Source organism: Streptomyces sp. NPDC126510 (assembly GCF_040302345.1).
Lineage (GTDB): Bacteria > Actinomycetota > Actinomycetes > Streptomycetales > Streptomycetaceae > Streptomyces.
The window spans coordinates 1-16477 of record NZ_JBEORR010000055.1 but is presented as its reverse complement, the minus strand read 5'-3'; the positions used below and the strand labels follow the sequence as shown (position 1 = coordinate 16477).

At 69.4% G+C, this 16477-nt stretch carries 17 protein-coding genes; 10 read left to right on the top strand and 7 right to left on the bottom strand.

Translation table 11 applies throughout. The features are described 5' to 3' along the window. Positions 1 to 113: 113 nt before the first annotated feature. Both ABTX60_RS41005 and ABTX60_RS41000 read left to right on the top strand, forming a co-directional pair. A complete protein-coding gene (locus tag ABTX60_RS41005) occupies positions 114 to 545 on the top strand; it encodes a hypothetical protein (RefSeq protein ID WP_352101858.1) in 432 nt (143 codons plus the stop codon). Then, positions 542 to 1153, top strand: a complete 612-nt coding sequence (locus ABTX60_RS41000; RefSeq protein ID WP_352101857.1) for a hypothetical protein — start codon at positions 542 to 544, stop codon at positions 1151 to 1153. The genes ABTX60_RS41005 and ABTX60_RS41000 overlap by 4 nt, the downstream gene beginning before the upstream one ends. 202 nt (positions 1154 to 1355) lie before the next feature. Here ABTX60_RS41000 and ABTX60_RS40995 read toward each other — a convergent pair whose 3' ends face one another. From ABTX60_RS40995 to ABTX60_RS40980, 4 genes are all read right to left on the bottom strand, one after another. Then, positions 1356 to 1592 (bottom strand): hypothetical protein, encoded by a 237-nt coding sequence (locus ABTX60_RS40995; protein WP_031134159.1) that lies wholly within the window; start codon positions 1590 to 1592, stop codon positions 1356 to 1358. A 310-nt stretch (positions 1593 to 1902) separates the two neighbouring features. Next, on the bottom strand, positions 1903 to 3360 hold the full coding sequence (locus tag ABTX60_RS40990; protein ID WP_352101856.1) for a catalase: 1458 nt from the start codon (positions 3358 to 3360) through the stop codon (positions 1903 to 1905). 219 nt (positions 3361 to 3579) lie between these two features. Continuing rightward, complete coding sequence (locus tag ABTX60_RS40985) at positions 3580 to 4470, bottom strand: 2-hydroxy-3-oxopropionate reductase (protein ID WP_352101855.1); 891 nt, start codon at positions 4468 to 4470, stop codon at positions 3580 to 3582. A gap of 25 nt (positions 4471 to 4495) precedes the next feature. Further along, positions 4496 to 5317, bottom strand: a complete 822-nt coding sequence (locus ABTX60_RS40980; protein ID WP_352101854.1) for a TIM barrel protein — start codon at positions 5315 to 5317, stop codon at positions 4496 to 4498. 159 nt (positions 5318 to 5476) lie between these two features. On the opposite strand from ABTX60_RS40980, the gene ABTX60_RS40975 reads away from it, so the two are divergent. From ABTX60_RS40975 to ABTX60_RS40940, 8 genes are all read left to right on the top strand, one after another. Next, on the top strand, positions 5477 to 5728 hold the full coding sequence (locus ABTX60_RS40975) for a hypothetical protein (RefSeq protein WP_352101853.1): 252 nt from the start codon (positions 5477 to 5479) through the stop codon (positions 5726 to 5728). Continuing rightward, a complete protein-coding gene (locus ABTX60_RS40970; protein WP_189593286.1) occupies positions 5725 to 6093 on the top strand; it encodes a helix-turn-helix domain-containing protein in 369 nt (122 codons plus the stop codon). Before ABTX60_RS40975 ends, ABTX60_RS40970 begins: the two co-directional genes overlap by 4 nt. A gap of 133 nt (positions 6094 to 6226) precedes the next feature. Next, positions 6227 to 6739, top strand: a complete 513-nt coding sequence (gene uraD / locus ABTX60_RS40965; RefSeq protein WP_352101852.1) for a 2-oxo-4-hydroxy-4-carboxy-5-ureidoimidazoline decarboxylase — start codon at positions 6227 to 6229, stop codon at positions 6737 to 6739. 4 nt (positions 6740 to 6743) lie between these two features. Next, positions 6744 to 7142 carry a hydroxyisourate hydrolase gene (gene uraH, locus ABTX60_RS40960; protein ID WP_352101851.1) on the top strand — a complete coding sequence of 133 codons (399 nt, stop codon included), beginning with the start codon at positions 6744 to 6746 and terminating at the stop codon, positions 7140 to 7142. 6 nt (positions 7143 to 7148) lie between these two features. After that, positions 7149 to 8081: a factor-independent urate hydroxylase gene (gene pucL, locus ABTX60_RS40955; RefSeq protein ID WP_352101850.1), complete on the top strand. Its 933-nt coding sequence runs from the start codon at positions 7149 to 7151 to the stop codon at positions 8079 to 8081. Between the two features lie 117 nt (positions 8082 to 8198). Next, the gene (locus tag ABTX60_RS40950) at positions 8199 to 9578 is read left to right on the top strand and encodes an 8-oxoguanine deaminase (RefSeq protein ID WP_352101849.1); all 1380 of its coding nucleotides are present in this window, start codon (positions 8199 to 8201) and stop codon (positions 9576 to 9578) included. A 260-nt stretch (positions 9579 to 9838) separates the two neighbouring features. Next, positions 9839 to 11227, top strand: coding sequence for a nucleobase:cation symporter-2 family protein (locus tag ABTX60_RS40945; protein WP_352101867.1), 1389 nt, complete (start codon positions 9839 to 9841; stop codon positions 11225 to 11227). A gap of 83 nt (positions 11228 to 11310) precedes the next feature. Continuing rightward, on the top strand, positions 11311 to 12930 hold the full coding sequence (locus ABTX60_RS40940) for a serine/threonine-protein kinase (protein WP_352101848.1): 1620 nt from the start codon (positions 11311 to 11313) through the stop codon (positions 12928 to 12930). 128 nt (positions 12931 to 13058) lie between these two features. Here the strand turns inward: ABTX60_RS40940 and ABTX60_RS40935 are convergent, their stop codons facing one another. The 3 genes from ABTX60_RS40935 to ABTX60_RS40925 form a co-directional block, all read right to left on the bottom strand. After that, positions 13059 to 13550, bottom strand: a complete 492-nt coding sequence (locus tag ABTX60_RS40935) for a hypothetical protein (protein ID WP_352101847.1) — start codon at positions 13548 to 13550, stop codon at positions 13059 to 13061. Beyond that, positions 13538 to 15304, bottom strand: coding sequence for a hypothetical protein (locus ABTX60_RS40930; RefSeq protein WP_352101846.1), 1767 nt, complete (start codon positions 15302 to 15304; stop codon positions 13538 to 13540). Before ABTX60_RS40930 ends, ABTX60_RS40935 begins: the two co-directional genes overlap by 13 nt. A gap of 335 nt (positions 15305 to 15639) precedes the next feature. Next, positions 15640 to 16260 carry an MBL fold metallo-hydrolase gene (locus tag ABTX60_RS40925; RefSeq protein WP_352101845.1) on the bottom strand — a complete coding sequence of 207 codons (621 nt, stop codon included), beginning with the start codon at positions 16258 to 16260 and terminating at the stop codon, positions 15640 to 15642. Positions 16261 to 16477 lie beyond the last annotated feature (217 nt).

The window sequence follows — 16477 nt, the reverse complement described above, 5'->3', positions numbered from 1 at the left end:
TCTGGGAATCCTGGTGCGCCCCCACGCCGCGCGTGCGATCACCTAGCCTGATTTCGTCGGCAGTTGGGGGATGCCGGCCCATGGTGCGGGCCATCGTCGGAGGGAGCGGGCGGATGATCTCGGAGTCGCTGTTGGCGTTGGCCTCGGCTGGGGGCGCAGCCATGGTGCAGGCGGCCGGCACGGACGGGTGGAATGCAATCCGGGATCGCGCCGCGCGCCTGATGGCTCGGGGGAGTCACGAGGATGAGGCATCGGAGAGGCGACGCCTGGACCGGGCCGCGGCAGCACTGACGGACAGCCCCGACGAGGGAGCGGCGGGGAGCCAGGCCGCTGCCTGGCAGGCCGGGTTCGTGGTGGTACTGACTCGGCTCGAAGATGCTGAGCTACCCTCAGCGGTCGCGGAACTTCGTGCGCTGATCGACAGTGGGCCCATCGCTCCGGGTAACGCCTCAGCTCCGTTCGCGGGCAGTACCTTCCACGGTCCGACCGCCGTACAGACGGGCGACAACAATCATCAGGAGAATCACTTCGGCCACAGCGGATGACCGCACCGCAGCGCGACGACGATGGCCGCAGCGGTCCCGAGCGCAGTGAATTCCACGGTCCGGCTGCCGTGCAGGACGGGAACCACAACGTCCAGAACAACCACTTCCACGCTCCAGGCAAGCGCACCGCAGCCTTCCCGTGGGGTGCCGTCGTCACGTCGGTGAAGAATGGGCTAGTCACCCTGATCGTGGTGGGAGCCCTCGGCGGTGGAGCGTGGTGGGCCTACGACCACGTCCAGAAGAAGGACCAGAGGATCAACGCGAAACGTGCGGGTTGCGACCAAGCACTGCGCGCCTTCTATCAAGGCGGCATTCCCGTCTCACTGCTGCACCCCCACGACGTGTCGGTGACGAGGTACGTCGAACAGCTGGAGGAGGCGGCTCGGACCGTGGGCGAACCCAAGATCGCCAGGTCGATTCGCTACACGATCCAGGATGTCGAGGCAGCCCGGCAAGCCTATGACCGAGGCGACGAAAACGCCCTGTCAGAAGCGCAACGGAAAGCACACAGGGACCGGGAGGAGTGGTGGGCGCCCTGCTGGGAGGCCGCAGGATGGGGATCTGTGCGCAATATGGCGCCCGTCCATGGCGGGGTGGTCGACGAATGACCGTGGTCGCTCCCATGCGGCGCCGGCCACACGATCGCTGGAAGGGCGACCCTGAGCACCGCTGCTCGTCGTGGCGGGCATCGACGCCGACTGTTCCATCCGGGCTCTCAAGCAACCGCATGGGCGGTTGAAGCCCCCCGGGGCCTGGTCCAGAGGTTCTTCAGGGTTCCGTACGGGCTGTACGACCGGTGCGTAGACGCGCTCACGCCTCGTGGTGTTCCGACAGCCCCGGCCAGTCGTCCGGCCCGCCGCCCTGCCACTCCACGAGGTCGCTCTCGGCGACGTCGGTGACGTACAGGTCGGCCAGGCGCAGGATCTCGGCGACGTCGTCGGTGTGGGTGGCGACGCCCAGCGGCTCCTCGCCCAGGGTGACCCGGCGGGAGCCGTCCAGGGCGGGGGCGTGGACCACGACGTGGGGGTGCTCGGTGGGAGGTGCCATGCCTTCAGGCTGCTGCGAACGGGACCGATCCGCACCCTGAGAGGGCTTGGCCGTCCGGCGGCGCGAGGCTGGGCGCGACAGGACGTTCGCGCCGCCGGACGGGGTCTGGGGGAGAGGGGCGGGGGGTGCTGAGACCGCGGCGGGTGCGACGGGCTCCGGGGGCCGGTTTCCCTCAGGTCGAGAAGCCGGTCCGGGCCCTTCACCACCGCACTGGCTCGCAGCCGCCGCGGTCCGCGCCCTGACCGTGCCCGTGCCCGGAGGACCACCCCTCATCCGGGTCGCCCCGGGCGGTCGGGCACGGTCAGGGAGTTCAGTCCTCGCGCAGGGCGCGGACGGCCTCCTCCACGCGCCGCCCGTACTCGGGGTCGGCGGCGTGGAAGTGCGCGAGGTTCTTCTCGATCACGTCGTCGCGGGAGACCTTCGACAGGCCGCCCGCGATGTTCGCGACCAGGCGGGACTTCTCGTCGGCCGACATCAGCCGGAACAGCTCGCCGGCCTGGAAGAAGTCGTCGTCCTTGGTGTGCGCGGGCGCCTCGTGGGTGCCGGTGTGGCCGGAGACCGCCAGCGGCGCCGACAGCGGGCGGCCGGTCTCGACCGGGCCGTCGTAGGAGTTCGGCTCGTAGTTCTTGGCGTACCGGCCCTGAGGGTTGGCCGCCATGAGCCCGTCCCGGCCGTAGTTCCGCGCGGTCGTGGCCTTCGGCGCGTTGACGGCCAGCAGCGTGTGGTTGACGCCCAGGCGGTAGCGGTGCGCGTCCGCGTAGGCGAACAGCCGGCCCTGGAGCATCTTGTCGGGGGAGGGGCCGATGCCGGGCACGAAGTTGTTCGGCGAGAACGCGGCCTGCTCGACCTCCGCGAAGACGTTGTCCGGGTTGCGGTCCAGCACCAGCCGGCCGACACGCCTGAGCGGGTAGTCCTGGTGCGGCCACACCTTGGTCAGGTCGAACGGGTTGAAGCGGTAGTCCGCAGCCTCCGCCGCCGGCATCAGCTGCACGTGGAGCGTCCAGGACGGGTGCACGCCCCGCTCGATCGCCTGGAGCAAGTCCGTCTGGTGCGAGCCCGGGTCCTTGCCCGCGATCTCGGCGGCCTGCTCGCTGCTCAGGGAGCGGATGCCCTGGTTGGTCCTGAAGTGGTACTTGACGAAGAAGGACTCGCCCCGGCTGTTCGTCCACTGATAGGTGTGCGAGCCGTAGCCGTTCATGTGCCGGTACGAGGCCGGGATGCCGCGGTCGCCCATCAGCCAGGTCACCTGGTGCGTGGCCTCGGGGGAGTGCGCCCAGAAGTCCCAGACGTTGTCCGGCTCCTGACGGCCTGTGAACGGGTCGCGCTTCTGCGAGTGGATGAAGTCCGGGAACTTGATCGGGTCCTTGATGAAGAACACCGGCGTGTTGTTCCCGACGAGGTCGTAATTGCCCTCCCCTGTGTAGAACTTCACCGCGAAACCGCGCGGGTCGCGCACCGCGTCCGCGCCACCGAGCGAGTCGGCCACGGTCGAGAAGCGCACGAACACCTCGGTGCGCTTGCCGACGCTGCTGAGGAAGTCGGCGTGGGTGAAGTCCGTGACGTCGTCGGTCACTTCGAAATGGCCGTAGGCGCCCGAGCCGCGGGCGTGCACCACGCGCTCGGGGATGCGCTCGCGGTTGAAGCGCGCCAGCTTCTCCAGCAGGTGCTGGTCCTGGAGCAGGAGCGGGCCGCCGACACCGGCGGTGGCGGAGTTCTGGTTGTCGGCGACGGGGGCGCCGGACTCGGTGGTGAGCACGCGCTGCGACATCGTGACCTTCCGTACGAGAGTGCAGCGGAAAAATGTTTCCGCTTTGTGGAGCCTAGGGTCGGGGTGAGCGGGGCGTCAACAGTTTGTTGAAGCGGTGGGCATGGCTGGTTCCGGGCGGCGCCGCCGCTCTGGGCGCGACAGGACAGATGTCAGCGGCGGCGCCGCCCGGGGATCGGGGGCCCCGGGGCTACGAGGGCCTGGAGGAGGTCGGAGAGGTGGTCAGAGCCGCGCGCCGGAGAGTCGCTCCACGGCGCGCAGCAGCGCCGAGTGGTCCAGGCCCCCGTCGCCCTGCGCACGCAGGCTCGCGACCAGCTGGGCGACCACGGCACCGACGGGCAGGGCCGCGCCGACATTGCGGGCGGCGTCGGTGACGATGCCCATGTCCTTGTGGTGCAGGTCGATCCGGAAGCCCGGCTTGAAGTCCCGGCCGAGGAAGTTGTCCTTCTTGCGGGTCAGCACGGTCGAGCCGGCGAGTCCGCCGCCCAGGACGTCCAGGGCGGCCTTCAGGTCCACGCCGGACTTCTCCAGGAAGACCACGGCCTCGGCGCACGCCTGGATGTTCACGGCGACGATCAGCTGGTTGGCGGCCTTCACGGTCTGCCCCGAGCCGTGCGGGCCGCACAGGACGATGGTCTTGCCGAGCGCTTCGAGGATCGGCTTCGCGGCGTCGAAGTCGGCCTGCTCGCCGCCGACCATGATGGACAGCACGGCCTCGATGGCGCCGGCCTCACCGCCGGACACCGGGGCGTCCAGGACACGGATGCCCTGGTCCTTCGCCGCCTTCGCCAGGTCGACCGAGGTCTGGGGCGTGATCGAGGACATGTCGATCAGCAGCGCGCCGGACCGCGCGTTGTCCAGGATGCCGTCCGGGCCGTAGGCGATGGCCTCGACCTGCGGGGACGCCGGAACCATCGTGATGACGACGTCGGCGTCCCTGACGGCCTCGGCGATCGATGAGGCGGCGGTGCCGCCGGCGGCGGCCAGGCGGTCCAGCTTGTCCTGCTCCAGCGTGTAGCCGGTGACCTGGTAGCCCGCCTTGATCAGGTTCTCGGACATGGGGGAGCCCATGATGCCGAGTCCGATCCAGGCGATCTTGGGGAGTGTGCTCATGATGGGGTGCCTTTCGGGTACGGGGTCAGCGGGACAGCCAGTCGAAGGCCTCGGCGCTCGGGCGGTCGCCCGGCTTGTACTCGAGGCCGACCCAGCCGTCGTAGCCCGCCTTCTTGAGCTGGTCGAGGAGGTCTTCGAGGGGCAGCGAGCCCGTGCCCGGCGCGCCGCGGCCGGGGTTGTCGGCGATCTGGACGTGGCCGGTCTTCGGGGCGAACCGCTCGATCACCGACGGGAGGTCCTCGCCGTTCATGGACAGGTGGTAGAGGTCCATGAGGAAGCGCGCGTTGTTCAGCCCCGTCGTCTCGTTGACCTTGTCGACGACCTCGACGGCGGCGGCCGCGGACACCAGCGGGTACCGGGGTGACTCCGGCTTGTTGAGCGCCTCGATCAGCAGGATCGCGCCGATCCGGTCGGCGGCCCGGGCCGCGAGCGTCAGGTTCTCCAGCGCGAGCGCGTCCTGCTCGGCCGGTTCCACGCCCTCGACACGGTTGCCGTACAGGGCGTTGAGGGCCGTGCAGCCCACGGAGGCGGCGAATTCGGCGGCCACGTCGATGTTGGCGCGGAACCGCTCCGACTCCTGACCGGGGACCGACAGGGCGCCGCGGTCCGGGCCCGGGAGCTGCCCGGCGTAGTAGTTCAGGCCGGTGAGCCGGACGCCGGCGTCCTCGATCGCGCGCTTCAGGGCGTCGAGCTCCGACCGCTCGGGGACGGGCGAGTCCACCCAGGGCCACCACAGCTCGACCGCGGTGAAGCCCGCCGCCGCGGCCGCCGCCGGACGCTCCAGGAGGGGGAGCTCCGTGAAGAGGATCGACAGGTTGACGTTGAAGCGCTGGTCTGCGAATCCCATCGGGGCCGCGCTCCCTCCCTTGTCTGCCGTGGTGGGCTTCCACGGTGTCTATTCCGCATTGCGGAATCTTATTTCTGCTTAACGGAAGATTGCCTGTGCGGTGCGAGGGCTGTCAAGAGGGGCTGCCGGAAAGTCCGTCCCGCGCGTTAGGTTGAGCGCGTGCGACTGAGAGTGGAGTTCACGACCGAGCCCTTCGACCTGGACGAGGCGCCCGCGCACGCGGTGGTGGCCCGCGAGGTCGTGGAGGCCGCCGAGCTGGACGCCGTGGACGTGGGCCCGTTCGGCAACACCGCGGAGGGCGGTGCCGACGCGGTGCTCACCGCCGTGGACGCCCTGCTCCGCAAGACCCTGGAGGCCGGTGCCACCCGGGTCACGCTCCAGGTCAACGTGGTCGAGGAGGACGAGGCGTGAGCGGCGCGGGGGACGAGCCGTTCATCGCGGCCGTGAAACCCCTGGTCGACGCCATGGGTGGCGAGATGATCCCGCCCGACGAGGCCGGCCCCGACGACGTCGTCCTGGCCTGGGAGGGCAGGGACGCCGTCGCCGTGCGGCTGCCGCAGCTCGCCGACTCCCTCGATCACATCCTGGCCGCCATGGAGCGCCGCAAGGGCATGCCGCTGGCCGATCTGGACCGCAGGGCCAAGCAGGAGGTCGTGCGGATACTCGAGGCGCGCGGCGCCTTCTCCGTACGGCACGGAGTGGAGACGGTGGCGAGCGCCCTCGGTGTCAGCCGCTTCACCGTCTACAACTACCTCAACCGCGAGAAGGGGGCCTGACCGGCGCCGGACGTATCGGTCCGGTTTCACGCCACAGAATTTTCAACAAACTGTTGACGTGCTGTCGCGGGAGGGCGTTAGCTATCGGCACGCCCGTTCAGCACGAAGGCCGAATCCGGCCACGGAGGCTCCCGTGACGTCCACTTCCACGCCGCCGGGCCTGACCCGGTTCAACACCCTCGAGGAGCATGCGGCCTTCACCGCCCTCCACGAGGCGTGCGCCGCCACGGCGTGGGCGAAGCGCCTGCTGGCCGCCCGCCCCTACGCCACCCGCGAGGACCTGTACGCCGCGAGTGACGCCGCCATGGCGACGCTGACGACCGAGGACCTCGACGAGGCGATGGCCGGCCACCCGCCCATCGGCCGTCCGAAGCCCGGAGACCCCACCTCGGCCCGGGAGCAGCGCGGCATGGCCGGCGCCTCCGACGCGCTCAAGGCGGAGATGCTGGAGCTGAACCTCGCCTACCAGGAGAAGTTCGGCCATGTCTTCCTGATCTGCGCCACCGGCCGGACCGGCGAGCAGATGCGCGACGCGGTCAGGGAGCGGCTCGACAACACGCCGGAGCGGGAGCGCGAGATCGTCCGCACCGAACTGGGGAAGATCAACCGCATCCGCCTGGCCCGACTCGTCGAAGAGGAAGCCTGACCCCATGAGCACCAGCACCACCGCCTCCGTGTCCACGCACATCCTGGACACCAGCGTCGGCCGCCCCGCCGCGGGCGTCGCCGTCCGGCTCGCCGCCCGCTCCGGGCGCGCGGCGGACTGGCAGGCGCTCGGCGGCTCCGCCACCGACGCGGACGGCCGGTGCAAGGACCTCCCGGCACTGCCGGAGGGCACCACCCACGTACGGCTCGACTTCGCGGTGGAGCCGTACCTCGAAGAATCTGCGAAGAAGCAAGCCGATGCGCAGCAGGACGCCCCCGCGAATCGGGACAGCGGTGCGTTCTTTCCAGAGGTGGTGATCACCTTCGCCGTCGAGGCCGGTGAGCACTACCACGTACCGCTGCTGCTCAACCCGTTCGGCTACTCCGTATACCGAGGGAGCTAGCTACAGATGCCCACCATTCTGGGACAGAACCAGTACGGCAAGGCCGAGAACCGAGTCGTCAAGATCACGCGGGACGGCGCCACCCACCACATCAAGGACCTCAACGTCTCCGTCGCGCTGAGCGGCGACATGGACGAGGTCCACTACTCCGGCTCGAACGCCAGCGTCCTGCCGACCGACACCACCAAGAACACGGTGTACGCGTTCGCCAAGGAGCACGGCATCGAGTCGGCCGAGCAGTTCGGCATCCACCTCGCCCGGCACTTCGTCACCAGCCAGGAGCCGATCCACCGGGCCCGGATCCGCATCGAGGAGTACGCCTGGGAGCGGATCGAGGCCTCCGACGCCACCTCGCAGTTCATCGGCGCCGACGAGGTCAAGCACTCCTTCGTCCGCAAGGGCCAGGAGGTCCGGCTGACTCAGATCACCTACGACGGCTCGTCGTGGGAGGTCGTCTCCGGCCTCAAGGACCTGGTCGTGATGAACTCGACCAACTCCGAGTTCTGGGGTTACGTCAAGGACAAGTACACGACCCTGAAGGAGGCCTACGACCGCATCCTGGCCACCGAGGTCTCCGGCCGCTGGCGGTTCAACTGGACCGACGACGAGCAGCGCATGCCCCAGTGGGAGAAGTCCTACGAGCAGGTCAAGAAGCACATGCTCCAGGCCTTCGCCGAGACGTACTCGCTCTCGCTCCAGCAGACGCTGTACCAGATGGGTTCGCGGATCATCAACAACCGCAGCGAGATCGACGAGGTCCGCTTCTCCCTCCCGAACAAGCACCACTTCCTGGTCGACCTGGAGCCGTTCGGGCTGAAGAACGACACCGCCGACGGAGCTGTCTACTACGCCGCCGACCGCCCCTACGGCCTGATCGAGGCGACGATCCTGCGGGACGGATGCGAGGCCCGGATCCCCGTGGACCTCACCAATCTCTGAGGTCCCTCTTTCGGCACCCGTGGCCGGGGAACACTCCTCCCGGCCACGGCACTCAAATCTCCCGGGGTCCTGCCGTGCCCTCGCCAATTCAGCACACTTCGTGAAAAGGGACGAACCATGGCAGCAGACCGGCGCATCGTCATCGAGAACTGCGCGATCGCGACCGTCGACGGACACGACACCGAGTACGCCTCCGGGCACGTCGTGCTCGCCGGCAACCGCATCGAGTCGCTCGGCGCGGGCGCGGCCCCCGAAGGCCTGGAGAACGTCGTACGCCGTATCGACGCCTCCGGCCACCTCGTGACGCCCGGCCTGATCAACACCCACCACCACTTCTACCAGTGGATCACCCGCGGCCTGGCCACGGACCACAACCTCTTCAACTGGCTCGTCGCGCTGTACCCGACCTGGGCGCGCATCGACGAACCCATGGTCCGCGCGGCCGCCCAGGGCTCCCTCGCGATGATGGCCCGCGGCGGAGTCACCACCGCCATGGACCACCACTACGTCTTCCCGCGGGGCTCCGGCGATCTCTCCGGCGCGATCATCGGCGCCGCCCGCGACATGGGCGTCCGCTTCACCCTCGCCCGCGGCTCCATGGACCGCAGCGAGAAGGACGGCGGCCTGCCCCCGGACTTCGCCGTGGAGACCCTCGACGGTGCGCTGGCCGCCACCGAGGAGACCGTGCGCCGGCACCACGACCCCTCCTTCGACGCCATGACCCAGGTCGCCGTCGCGCCCTGCTCGCCCTTCTCCGTCTCCACCGAACTGCTGCGCGACGGCGCCCAGCTGGCCCGCCGCCTCGGCGTCCGCCTCCACACCCACGGCTCGGAGACCGTGGAGGAGGAGAAGTTCTGCCACGAACTGTTCGGCATGGGCCCGACCGACTACTTCGAGTCCACCGGCTGGCTCGGCGAGGACGTGTGGATGGCGCACTGCGTCCACATGAACGACTCCGACATCGCCGCCTTCGCCCGGTCCAGGACCGGCGTCGCGCACTGCCCGTCCTCCAACGCCCGCCTCGCCGCCGGCATCGCCCGCGTCCCCGACATGCTCGCCGCCGGCGTCCCCGTCGGCCTCGGCGTCGACGGCACCGCCTCCAACGAGTCCGGCGAACTCCACACCGAGCTGCGCAACGCCCTCCTCATCAACCGCCTCGGCGGCCACAGGGAAGCCGCCCTGAACGCCCGTCAGGCACTGCGCCTCGGCACGTACGGCGGCGCCCAGGTCCTCGGCCGGGCGGCGGAGACCGGTTCCCTGGAGCCCGGCAAGCTCGCCGACCTGGTGCTGTGGAAGCTGGACACGCTCGCCCACGCCTCCATCGCCGACCCGGTGACCGCCCTGGTCTTCGGCGCGGCGGCCCCGGTCACCGCCTCCTTCGTGAACGGCCGTCAGATCGTCGAGGACGGGCGGCTGCTCACGGCCGACGAGGACGCCATCGCCCGCGCGACGCGGGACGAGGCCAGGCGGCTGGCGAAGATCGCCGCCGAGGCCTGAACACCCCGAAGACTCCGACCGGGAGGGACGGCTCCCGGCCGGTGGCCGTGGACCCGAGCGGGGTCCACGGCGGTCGTCTCCGGGGTGCGCTACACGCGCGCCCCGGAACGGCCACCCCCGTCACCTGCATGTCCGGTCCCTCCCCCAAGCTCTCGGCTTCGCTCGAGCGGGGAGGTACCCCCATGACCACCCGCACCACCTCCCTGACACCCACGGCGGCCCCCGGGCACAGCCGTGTAACCGACCGGAGGGACGCCGCCGTGGCCGACCACCCCGTTGACGAAAAACTCCCCGCGCTCAAGATGGCGACGACCGGCCTGCAGCACGTGGCCGCCATGTACGCCGGAGTCGTCGCCCCGCCCCTGATCGTCGGCGCGGCCATCGGCCTGACCGCCGCCGACCTCACCTTCCTCACCGGCGCCTGCCTGTTCACCGCGGGCCTCGCCACTTTCCTGCAGACCCTCGGCGTCTGGAAGATCGGCGCCCGGCTGCCGTTCGTCAACGGCGTCACCTTCGCCGGTGTCGCCCCGATGACCGCGATCGTCGCCTCCACCGAGGACAAGTCCGACGCCCTGCCGATCATCTTCGGCGCGGTCATCGTCGCCGGGCTCCTCGGCTTCCTCGCCGCCCCCGTCTTCTGCAAGGCGATCCGCTTCTTCCCGCCCGTCGTGACCGGCACGGTCATCACCCTCATCGGCATATCGCTGCTCCCGGTCGCCTTCGGCTGGGCGCAGGGCCCTAACCCGGCGGCGCACGACTACGGTTCGGCGACCAACCTGGGCCTCGCCGCCGTCACCCTGCTGATCGTCCTGCTGCTGCGCCGCTTCACCACGGGCTTCGTCAAGCAGATCGCCGTGCTGCTCGGGCTGGTGATCGGCACGCTGATCGCGATCCCGTTCGGTGCGACGGACTTCGCCCCCGTCGCCGACGCGGCCGTCATCGGCTTCCCCACCCCGTTCCACTTCGGCGCCCCGCAGTTCCAGCTCGCCGCGATCATCTCGATGTGCGTGGTGATGGTGGTGTCGATGACCGAATCGACCGCCGACATGCTGGCCCTGGGCGAGATCGTCGAGCGCCCGGCCGACGAGAGGACCATCGCGGCCGGCCTGCGCGCCGACACCCTCGGCTCGGCGATCAGCCCGCTCTTCAACGGCTTCATGTGCAGCGCCTTCGCCCAGAACATCGGCCTGGTCGCCATGACGAGGATTCGCAGCCGGTATGTCGTCGCGGCAGGTGGCGGTTTCCTGGTGCTGATGGGCCTGTGCCCGATGGCGGCCTCGCTGATCGCCGTCGTACCGCGCCCGGTGCTGGGCGGGGCGGGCGTGGTCCTGTTCGGCTCGGTCGCCGCCAGCGGCATCCAGACCCTGGTCAGGGCCGCCCTGGACAAGGACAACAACGTCCTGATCGTGGCCGTCTCCCTGGCCGTCGGCATCATCCCCATCACGGCACCGGAGTTCTACCACGCCTTCCCGGAGACGGCCCGGATCGTCCTGGACTCCGGCATCTCGACGGGCTGTGTGGCGGCCGTGCTGCTCAACCTGGTCTTCAACCACCTGGGCCGGAGCAGCCGCGACGCCCACGACGTGACCCACCCGATGGAGGCGGGCGAGGAGCTCACGGGCGTACCGAAGGCGCCGGCCGCGCCATGAGCCCGCCGGACTCCGCTTAGGCTTCTGCCTTGGTCAACTCATGGTTGACCGGGGGGAACAGGGGACGAGGGGGAGACGGACCGATGAACCACGCGACCGAGGTGTTCCAGCCGTTGCGGGCGGACGATCCGCCCGTGGTCGCCGGATACCGCCTCGCCGCCCGGCTCGGCGCGGGCGGCATGGGCCGGGTCTACCTGTCGCACACGCAGGGCGGCCGGCCCGTGGCGATCAAGGTGGTACGGCCGGAACTGGCCGACGATCCGGCCTTCCGGCGCCGGTTCCGCCGGGAGGTGGAGGCGGCCCGGCGGGTCCGGGGGGCCTACACCGCCGAGCTGATCGACGCCGACGCCGACGGCACACCGCCCTGGGCGGCCACGCTGTACGTCCCCGGCCCGTCCCTGACCGACGCCGTCGCCCGGCGCGGACCGCTGCCGGTCCCGGCGGTGCTGTGGCTCATCGCCGGGGTGGCCGAGGCACTCCAGGCCATCCACGCCGCCGGCATCGTGCACCGGGACCTCAAGCCGTCCAACGTGCTGCTCGCCGCCGACGGGCCGCGCGTGATCGACTTCGGCGTCTCGCTGGCCGCCGACTTCACCTCGTACACCGCCACCGGTGCCGCCCTCGGCACGCCCCACTTCATGGCTCCCGAGCAGGCGTCCGCGGGAGAGGTCACGGCGGCGACCGACGTCTTCGCACTGGGCCAGACGGCCGCGTTCGCCGCCCTGGGCCGCCCGCTGTACGGGGAGGGCTCAGCGGTCGGCGTGCTGTACCGGATCGTGCACGACCGGCCCGACCTGTCCCTGCTGCCCGAGCAGCTCCGACCGCTGTTCGCCCGTTGTCTGGCCGCCGATCCGCAGGACCGGGCGGGCCTGGCGGAGATCGTCGACTGGTGCCGGCAGCGACTGGGGGCGGGCGCGGGACCGGCCGTCTGGCGGGACGTCATGGGGCCCGAGCCGACGGTCCCGTCCCCGCTCCACACCCCGACGCGACTCCTGCCGCAGCCGCTGGTCGTCACCCAGCCCCAGACGCTGCCGGCCGGGCCGGGGGAGCGGCGGGCGCGAAGGCGGCGTACCGCCCTGATCACGGCCGCGGCTGTGACGGCGGGGGCCGTGGCACTGGGCGGCTTGTTGTGGACGGTGCAGGACGCGGGGAGCAGGCTCCGCGACTGGATGGCGGGCGCGCCGTCGACGCCGGGCCCGCAGGAGTCCGGGCGGTCGTCGGGGTCGGCTTCGTCGGCGCAGGAGTCCGAGGGCCGTGCCGGAGCGTCGGGAAGCGGCGGCGGGGCACCGGAGGCGTCCGAGCCCTCCCCGACGAAGTCCGCGTCACCGCAGGTCGAGACCCACGCGCCCCTGATGGTGACGCCGGAGACCTCGCTGGGCTTCCATGAGCCGTTCATGCGCGACGACCGCAAGGGGGACATCCGCTTCGACTGCAAGGACGTCGGCTGCGCGGTGGAGAGCGACACCAGCGTCTTCGTTCAGCTTTTCGGCAAGTCGGGCGCGACCCTCGACGAGTGCCGGCTGATACTCGCCAGTGCCGACCGCCACCGCTGGACCCTGGCCGGGGCGGCCGCCGGCACCGAGATCTGCGTCAAGCACGAAAACGGGGACATCGCCCTGCTCGTGCTCCAGACGAAGTCGACGGCGTTGCCCGACATCGCCTTTCTGCAACTGGACATGACGATCTGGCGAGACGCCGCGTGACCTCGCGCTTCCGCGCGGAGCCGGGCGACCGCGGCGCCGTCCGGATGGCGCGTGTTCCACAGCACGACGAGGTTGGGACCAGGCCGCGTGCGGCGGGCTGGTCCTGCCTCACGCCCACCATGAACGCATCAGGTCGGGCGCTGATATCCCGGACGCCATCCGACCGACAATCCCCAGTGGATTCCGGCGCCGGCCATGACCGTGATTTTGACGTGTTGCTTGCTGCTGCCCAACCCGATCTCGTTGTAAGTCGTCGTGGGCGTGGCCGCGCACGGGATGGTGTAGGTGGCCAGTTTCCCGATGACTACGGTCGTCTTCCCCTCGCCGGTGCATTCGGTCGCCACGGCAACCGTCCCGACCTTGATGCTCTGGATCACGGCCGCCTCTTCCGACCCCGTCCTGTCCGCCAGGCGAATGAGGGCCTTGGCCGAGCCGGAGATGTCGGGTGGAGTCTTCGTCAGACCAATGGCTGGAGAAGAGGGATGGGTCGCGGTCGCGGAGGCGGTCGGGATTTTGTCCGGTGAGTCCTGGCCTGGGTGCGCTGCACAGCCCGCGATGAGCGCAACGGTCGCTGCCAAGGCGATCGTCGCCGCCGCGGAGGCCCTGGTCAGCTCTGCCATGTGTACCAGCCGACGGTGTAAGGCGTGTAGGAGACGACTGTTGAGGACGCGGAGTGCGTGCAGTTGCTGTACAGGTAGAAGCTGGTACCTGTGATACGCCGCCGCCAAACGCCGTACTTGGCACTGACGGTCTTGTGCGGCGGGATCGTCGCGGTTACCGAGTTGCCCAGTTTCGCGGTCAGCGATGCCGACAAGTTGATGCCATAGGTGGCTTCCTGGCGCGAGACGAGCTCGTTGAGTGAGACCTTCAGCGATCCGGTCAGGCTGATGCCGACGGCCCCCGTCGCCTCGGCGGTGAACGTGGTGCTTTCGTTGTGACTGGTGCCGTTGTAGTTGGACTGGAGGGGGCCGACAGCGCGGATGTATCTGCCCCCGAGGGAAGTGGGTTTGTAGACGCCCCCCGGGTCGCAGTACACATGGTTGGGCGCGATGCCGCTCGGCGAGTCCGTGGGGGTCGCCGGTTCCGAGGTGGCGGCCGCGGGGTCCGTCGGCGCGTCGGTCAGGTCCGGCTCCGGGGGATCGGCCGGCGGTAGCGTCGTCAGGGTGCCGCTGTCGTCGTTGCCGTCGACGGAGAACCACCCTTGCAGGTCGACGATGAGCTGGATGGTGCCACTGCTGGCGTTGTAGATGCTCACCGCGCCCTGGTCGCCGGGCTGGGCGATCACCAGGTCGGCGGTGGAGGTGTTCGCCTGGAAGTTGTCCACCGACGTGGTGGACGGCATCGGCTGTCCGGTCGGCCACACCCGTAGGTAGCCGGAGTTCTGTTGTCCGGTCGTGGTCAGATTGAGGACGGCCGCGCCGAAGGACGTGGGGATACCGTCGTTGCCGGCCACTGTCACGGTGACGCCGCTGTCGGCAGGGACGGCGGTGGTGGTGCGGGTGTCGAGCAGCCGGTCCTGGGCGGCGGTGAAGACCCCGCCACCGGAAGAGGCTTGGGTGAAGTAGCCGTAGATGTCGAGGATCACGTCGACCGACTGGGTGGAGGACCCGTTCTTCAGGGTGATCTGGCCGCCTGCACCTACCGGGATCACCGCGCCCTGGGACGTGGTGACGGTCTTGTAGTCGACGACGGGCTGCCCAGCCGATCCTCCGGTGGCGTAGGCGTAGAGGGTTCCGGCACTGCCGGGGGAAGGAACGGTGATGTTGGCGTAGACCGACGCCTCGTCGGTGATGCCGTCCACACCGTCGATCTGGACGTTCAGCGTCCCGCCGGGCGCGATCTGTGTCTGCGGGGCACCGGTGCCGTCCCGGGTGTCGACGAGCCGTGACTGGGTGACCGGAACGTATCCGCCCGGGGAGGTGGTGCCGCCATCGGATGTGAAGTATCCGTTGACGTTCACCATCAGGTCGGCGGTACCGCTGGAGTTGTAGACGTCGATCTTCCCGTCCGGGCCGACTTCGACGATTGCCGAGTTGCTCGCGTCCGCGCTGCTGGAGAAGTTGATGACGGACCCCGGGTAGGGCCGGGTGCTGCCGTCGGGCCACATCTGCAGGTAGCTGCCTGACGAGGTTGCGTTGGCCACGGTGATATCCAGCGACACGGCGGACACCCCGGAACTGGGAACGCCGCCCTGCCCCAGGACCTGGAAAGTGTTGGTGGAAGCCGCACCGAGCGTGGTGCCGACACCGAGAGCCGAGCGCGTGTCAACGATCTTGGCGGAGGGCGAGATCGCGGCGAAGTCACCACTCGCAGTGGTGGCACTTGCTTGGGTGATGCCGGTCAGGCCGAAGCAGGCGAGCAGTGCGAAGAACACGACTGCCAGAGAAAGGCGTCTGTGTCTGGTGCCTCTGGCCTGCAGCATAGGAACCCCCCTGATTTCGAGTGGACTTGCCGCGAAAGCGGCAAACACATCCGGGCTGAGGGGAGCTTAAAGATCACGTAAGCAAACAATCCATGGCGTGCATTCAAAAGGCATGCAAAGGAATACGCATCCGGGCAATACCGTCCACTGTGGACGTCCTGGATGCAGTCAAGTGGGAGCGTCGGAGGTCTTTCTCATCGTGTCCTCCCATGCCGCGAACCGGGCCCACCTCACCTACGCGGGCGCGAAGCCCGGCACCCTACTGCCCGACAGCCGGCCGGCACCGTCTACAGTTCGACGCTCTCGCCAGGGTGGAGCCGCCGGATATCGGCACCCGCCCGCTCGGCCTCCATGGCGAGAACGTCGTCCAAGACCTTCAGGCCCCACTCGTTCAGGAGCCCGTCATGGATGGCGTACGCACGGCGCGGTGACATCCGGCGCAGGTAGCCGATCATGTCGGGCACCGTCAGCCATGGTGCCTGGCCAGGCACCAACAGGGTCGGCGCGTCGACCACGGTCAACGCGTCACCCGGATGGAACACCTCTCCGTCGATCAGGAACCCGACGTTGTCGACGGGAGGCGCATCCGGGTGGCTGAAGTGATGCTTGTCGCCCGCCACCGACACCTCGAAGCCTGCGACGGAGAAGCTGTCGCCTTCGTGGACCACATGCACGCGCTCGCCGAACCCGTTCAGGTGCCGGGCGACCCCGGCACAGGTGTAAATGGCCGACGGGACTTCGTGCAGGCGCCCTGGATCGAAGTGGTCAAAGTGTTCATGCGTGATGAGGACCGCCTCGGCCCCCGTCAACGCGTCAGGATCGGACGTCATGACGCCTGGGTCGATGACGATCGCCCGGGCGTTCCTCTCCAGCCGAACACATGCGTGGCCGAACTTGGTGATCCTCATGGCCTTCACCCTGCCGACCGACCCGGCGATGGAACACCTATGTTCGCGATCAGCCGAAGCAGATGGACGAGCACCTACGGCCTGGCTGCCCGGCCAGCAAGATCACAATCTTTGGCTGGAGTACTAAAAGAGCGTTTTGTCCCAGCGGGGTTGTTTCGTTCGAGGTTCAGGTGTCGCGCCAGTTCGGGGTGGATTCGCGGGTGAGTCGTCGGCTTAT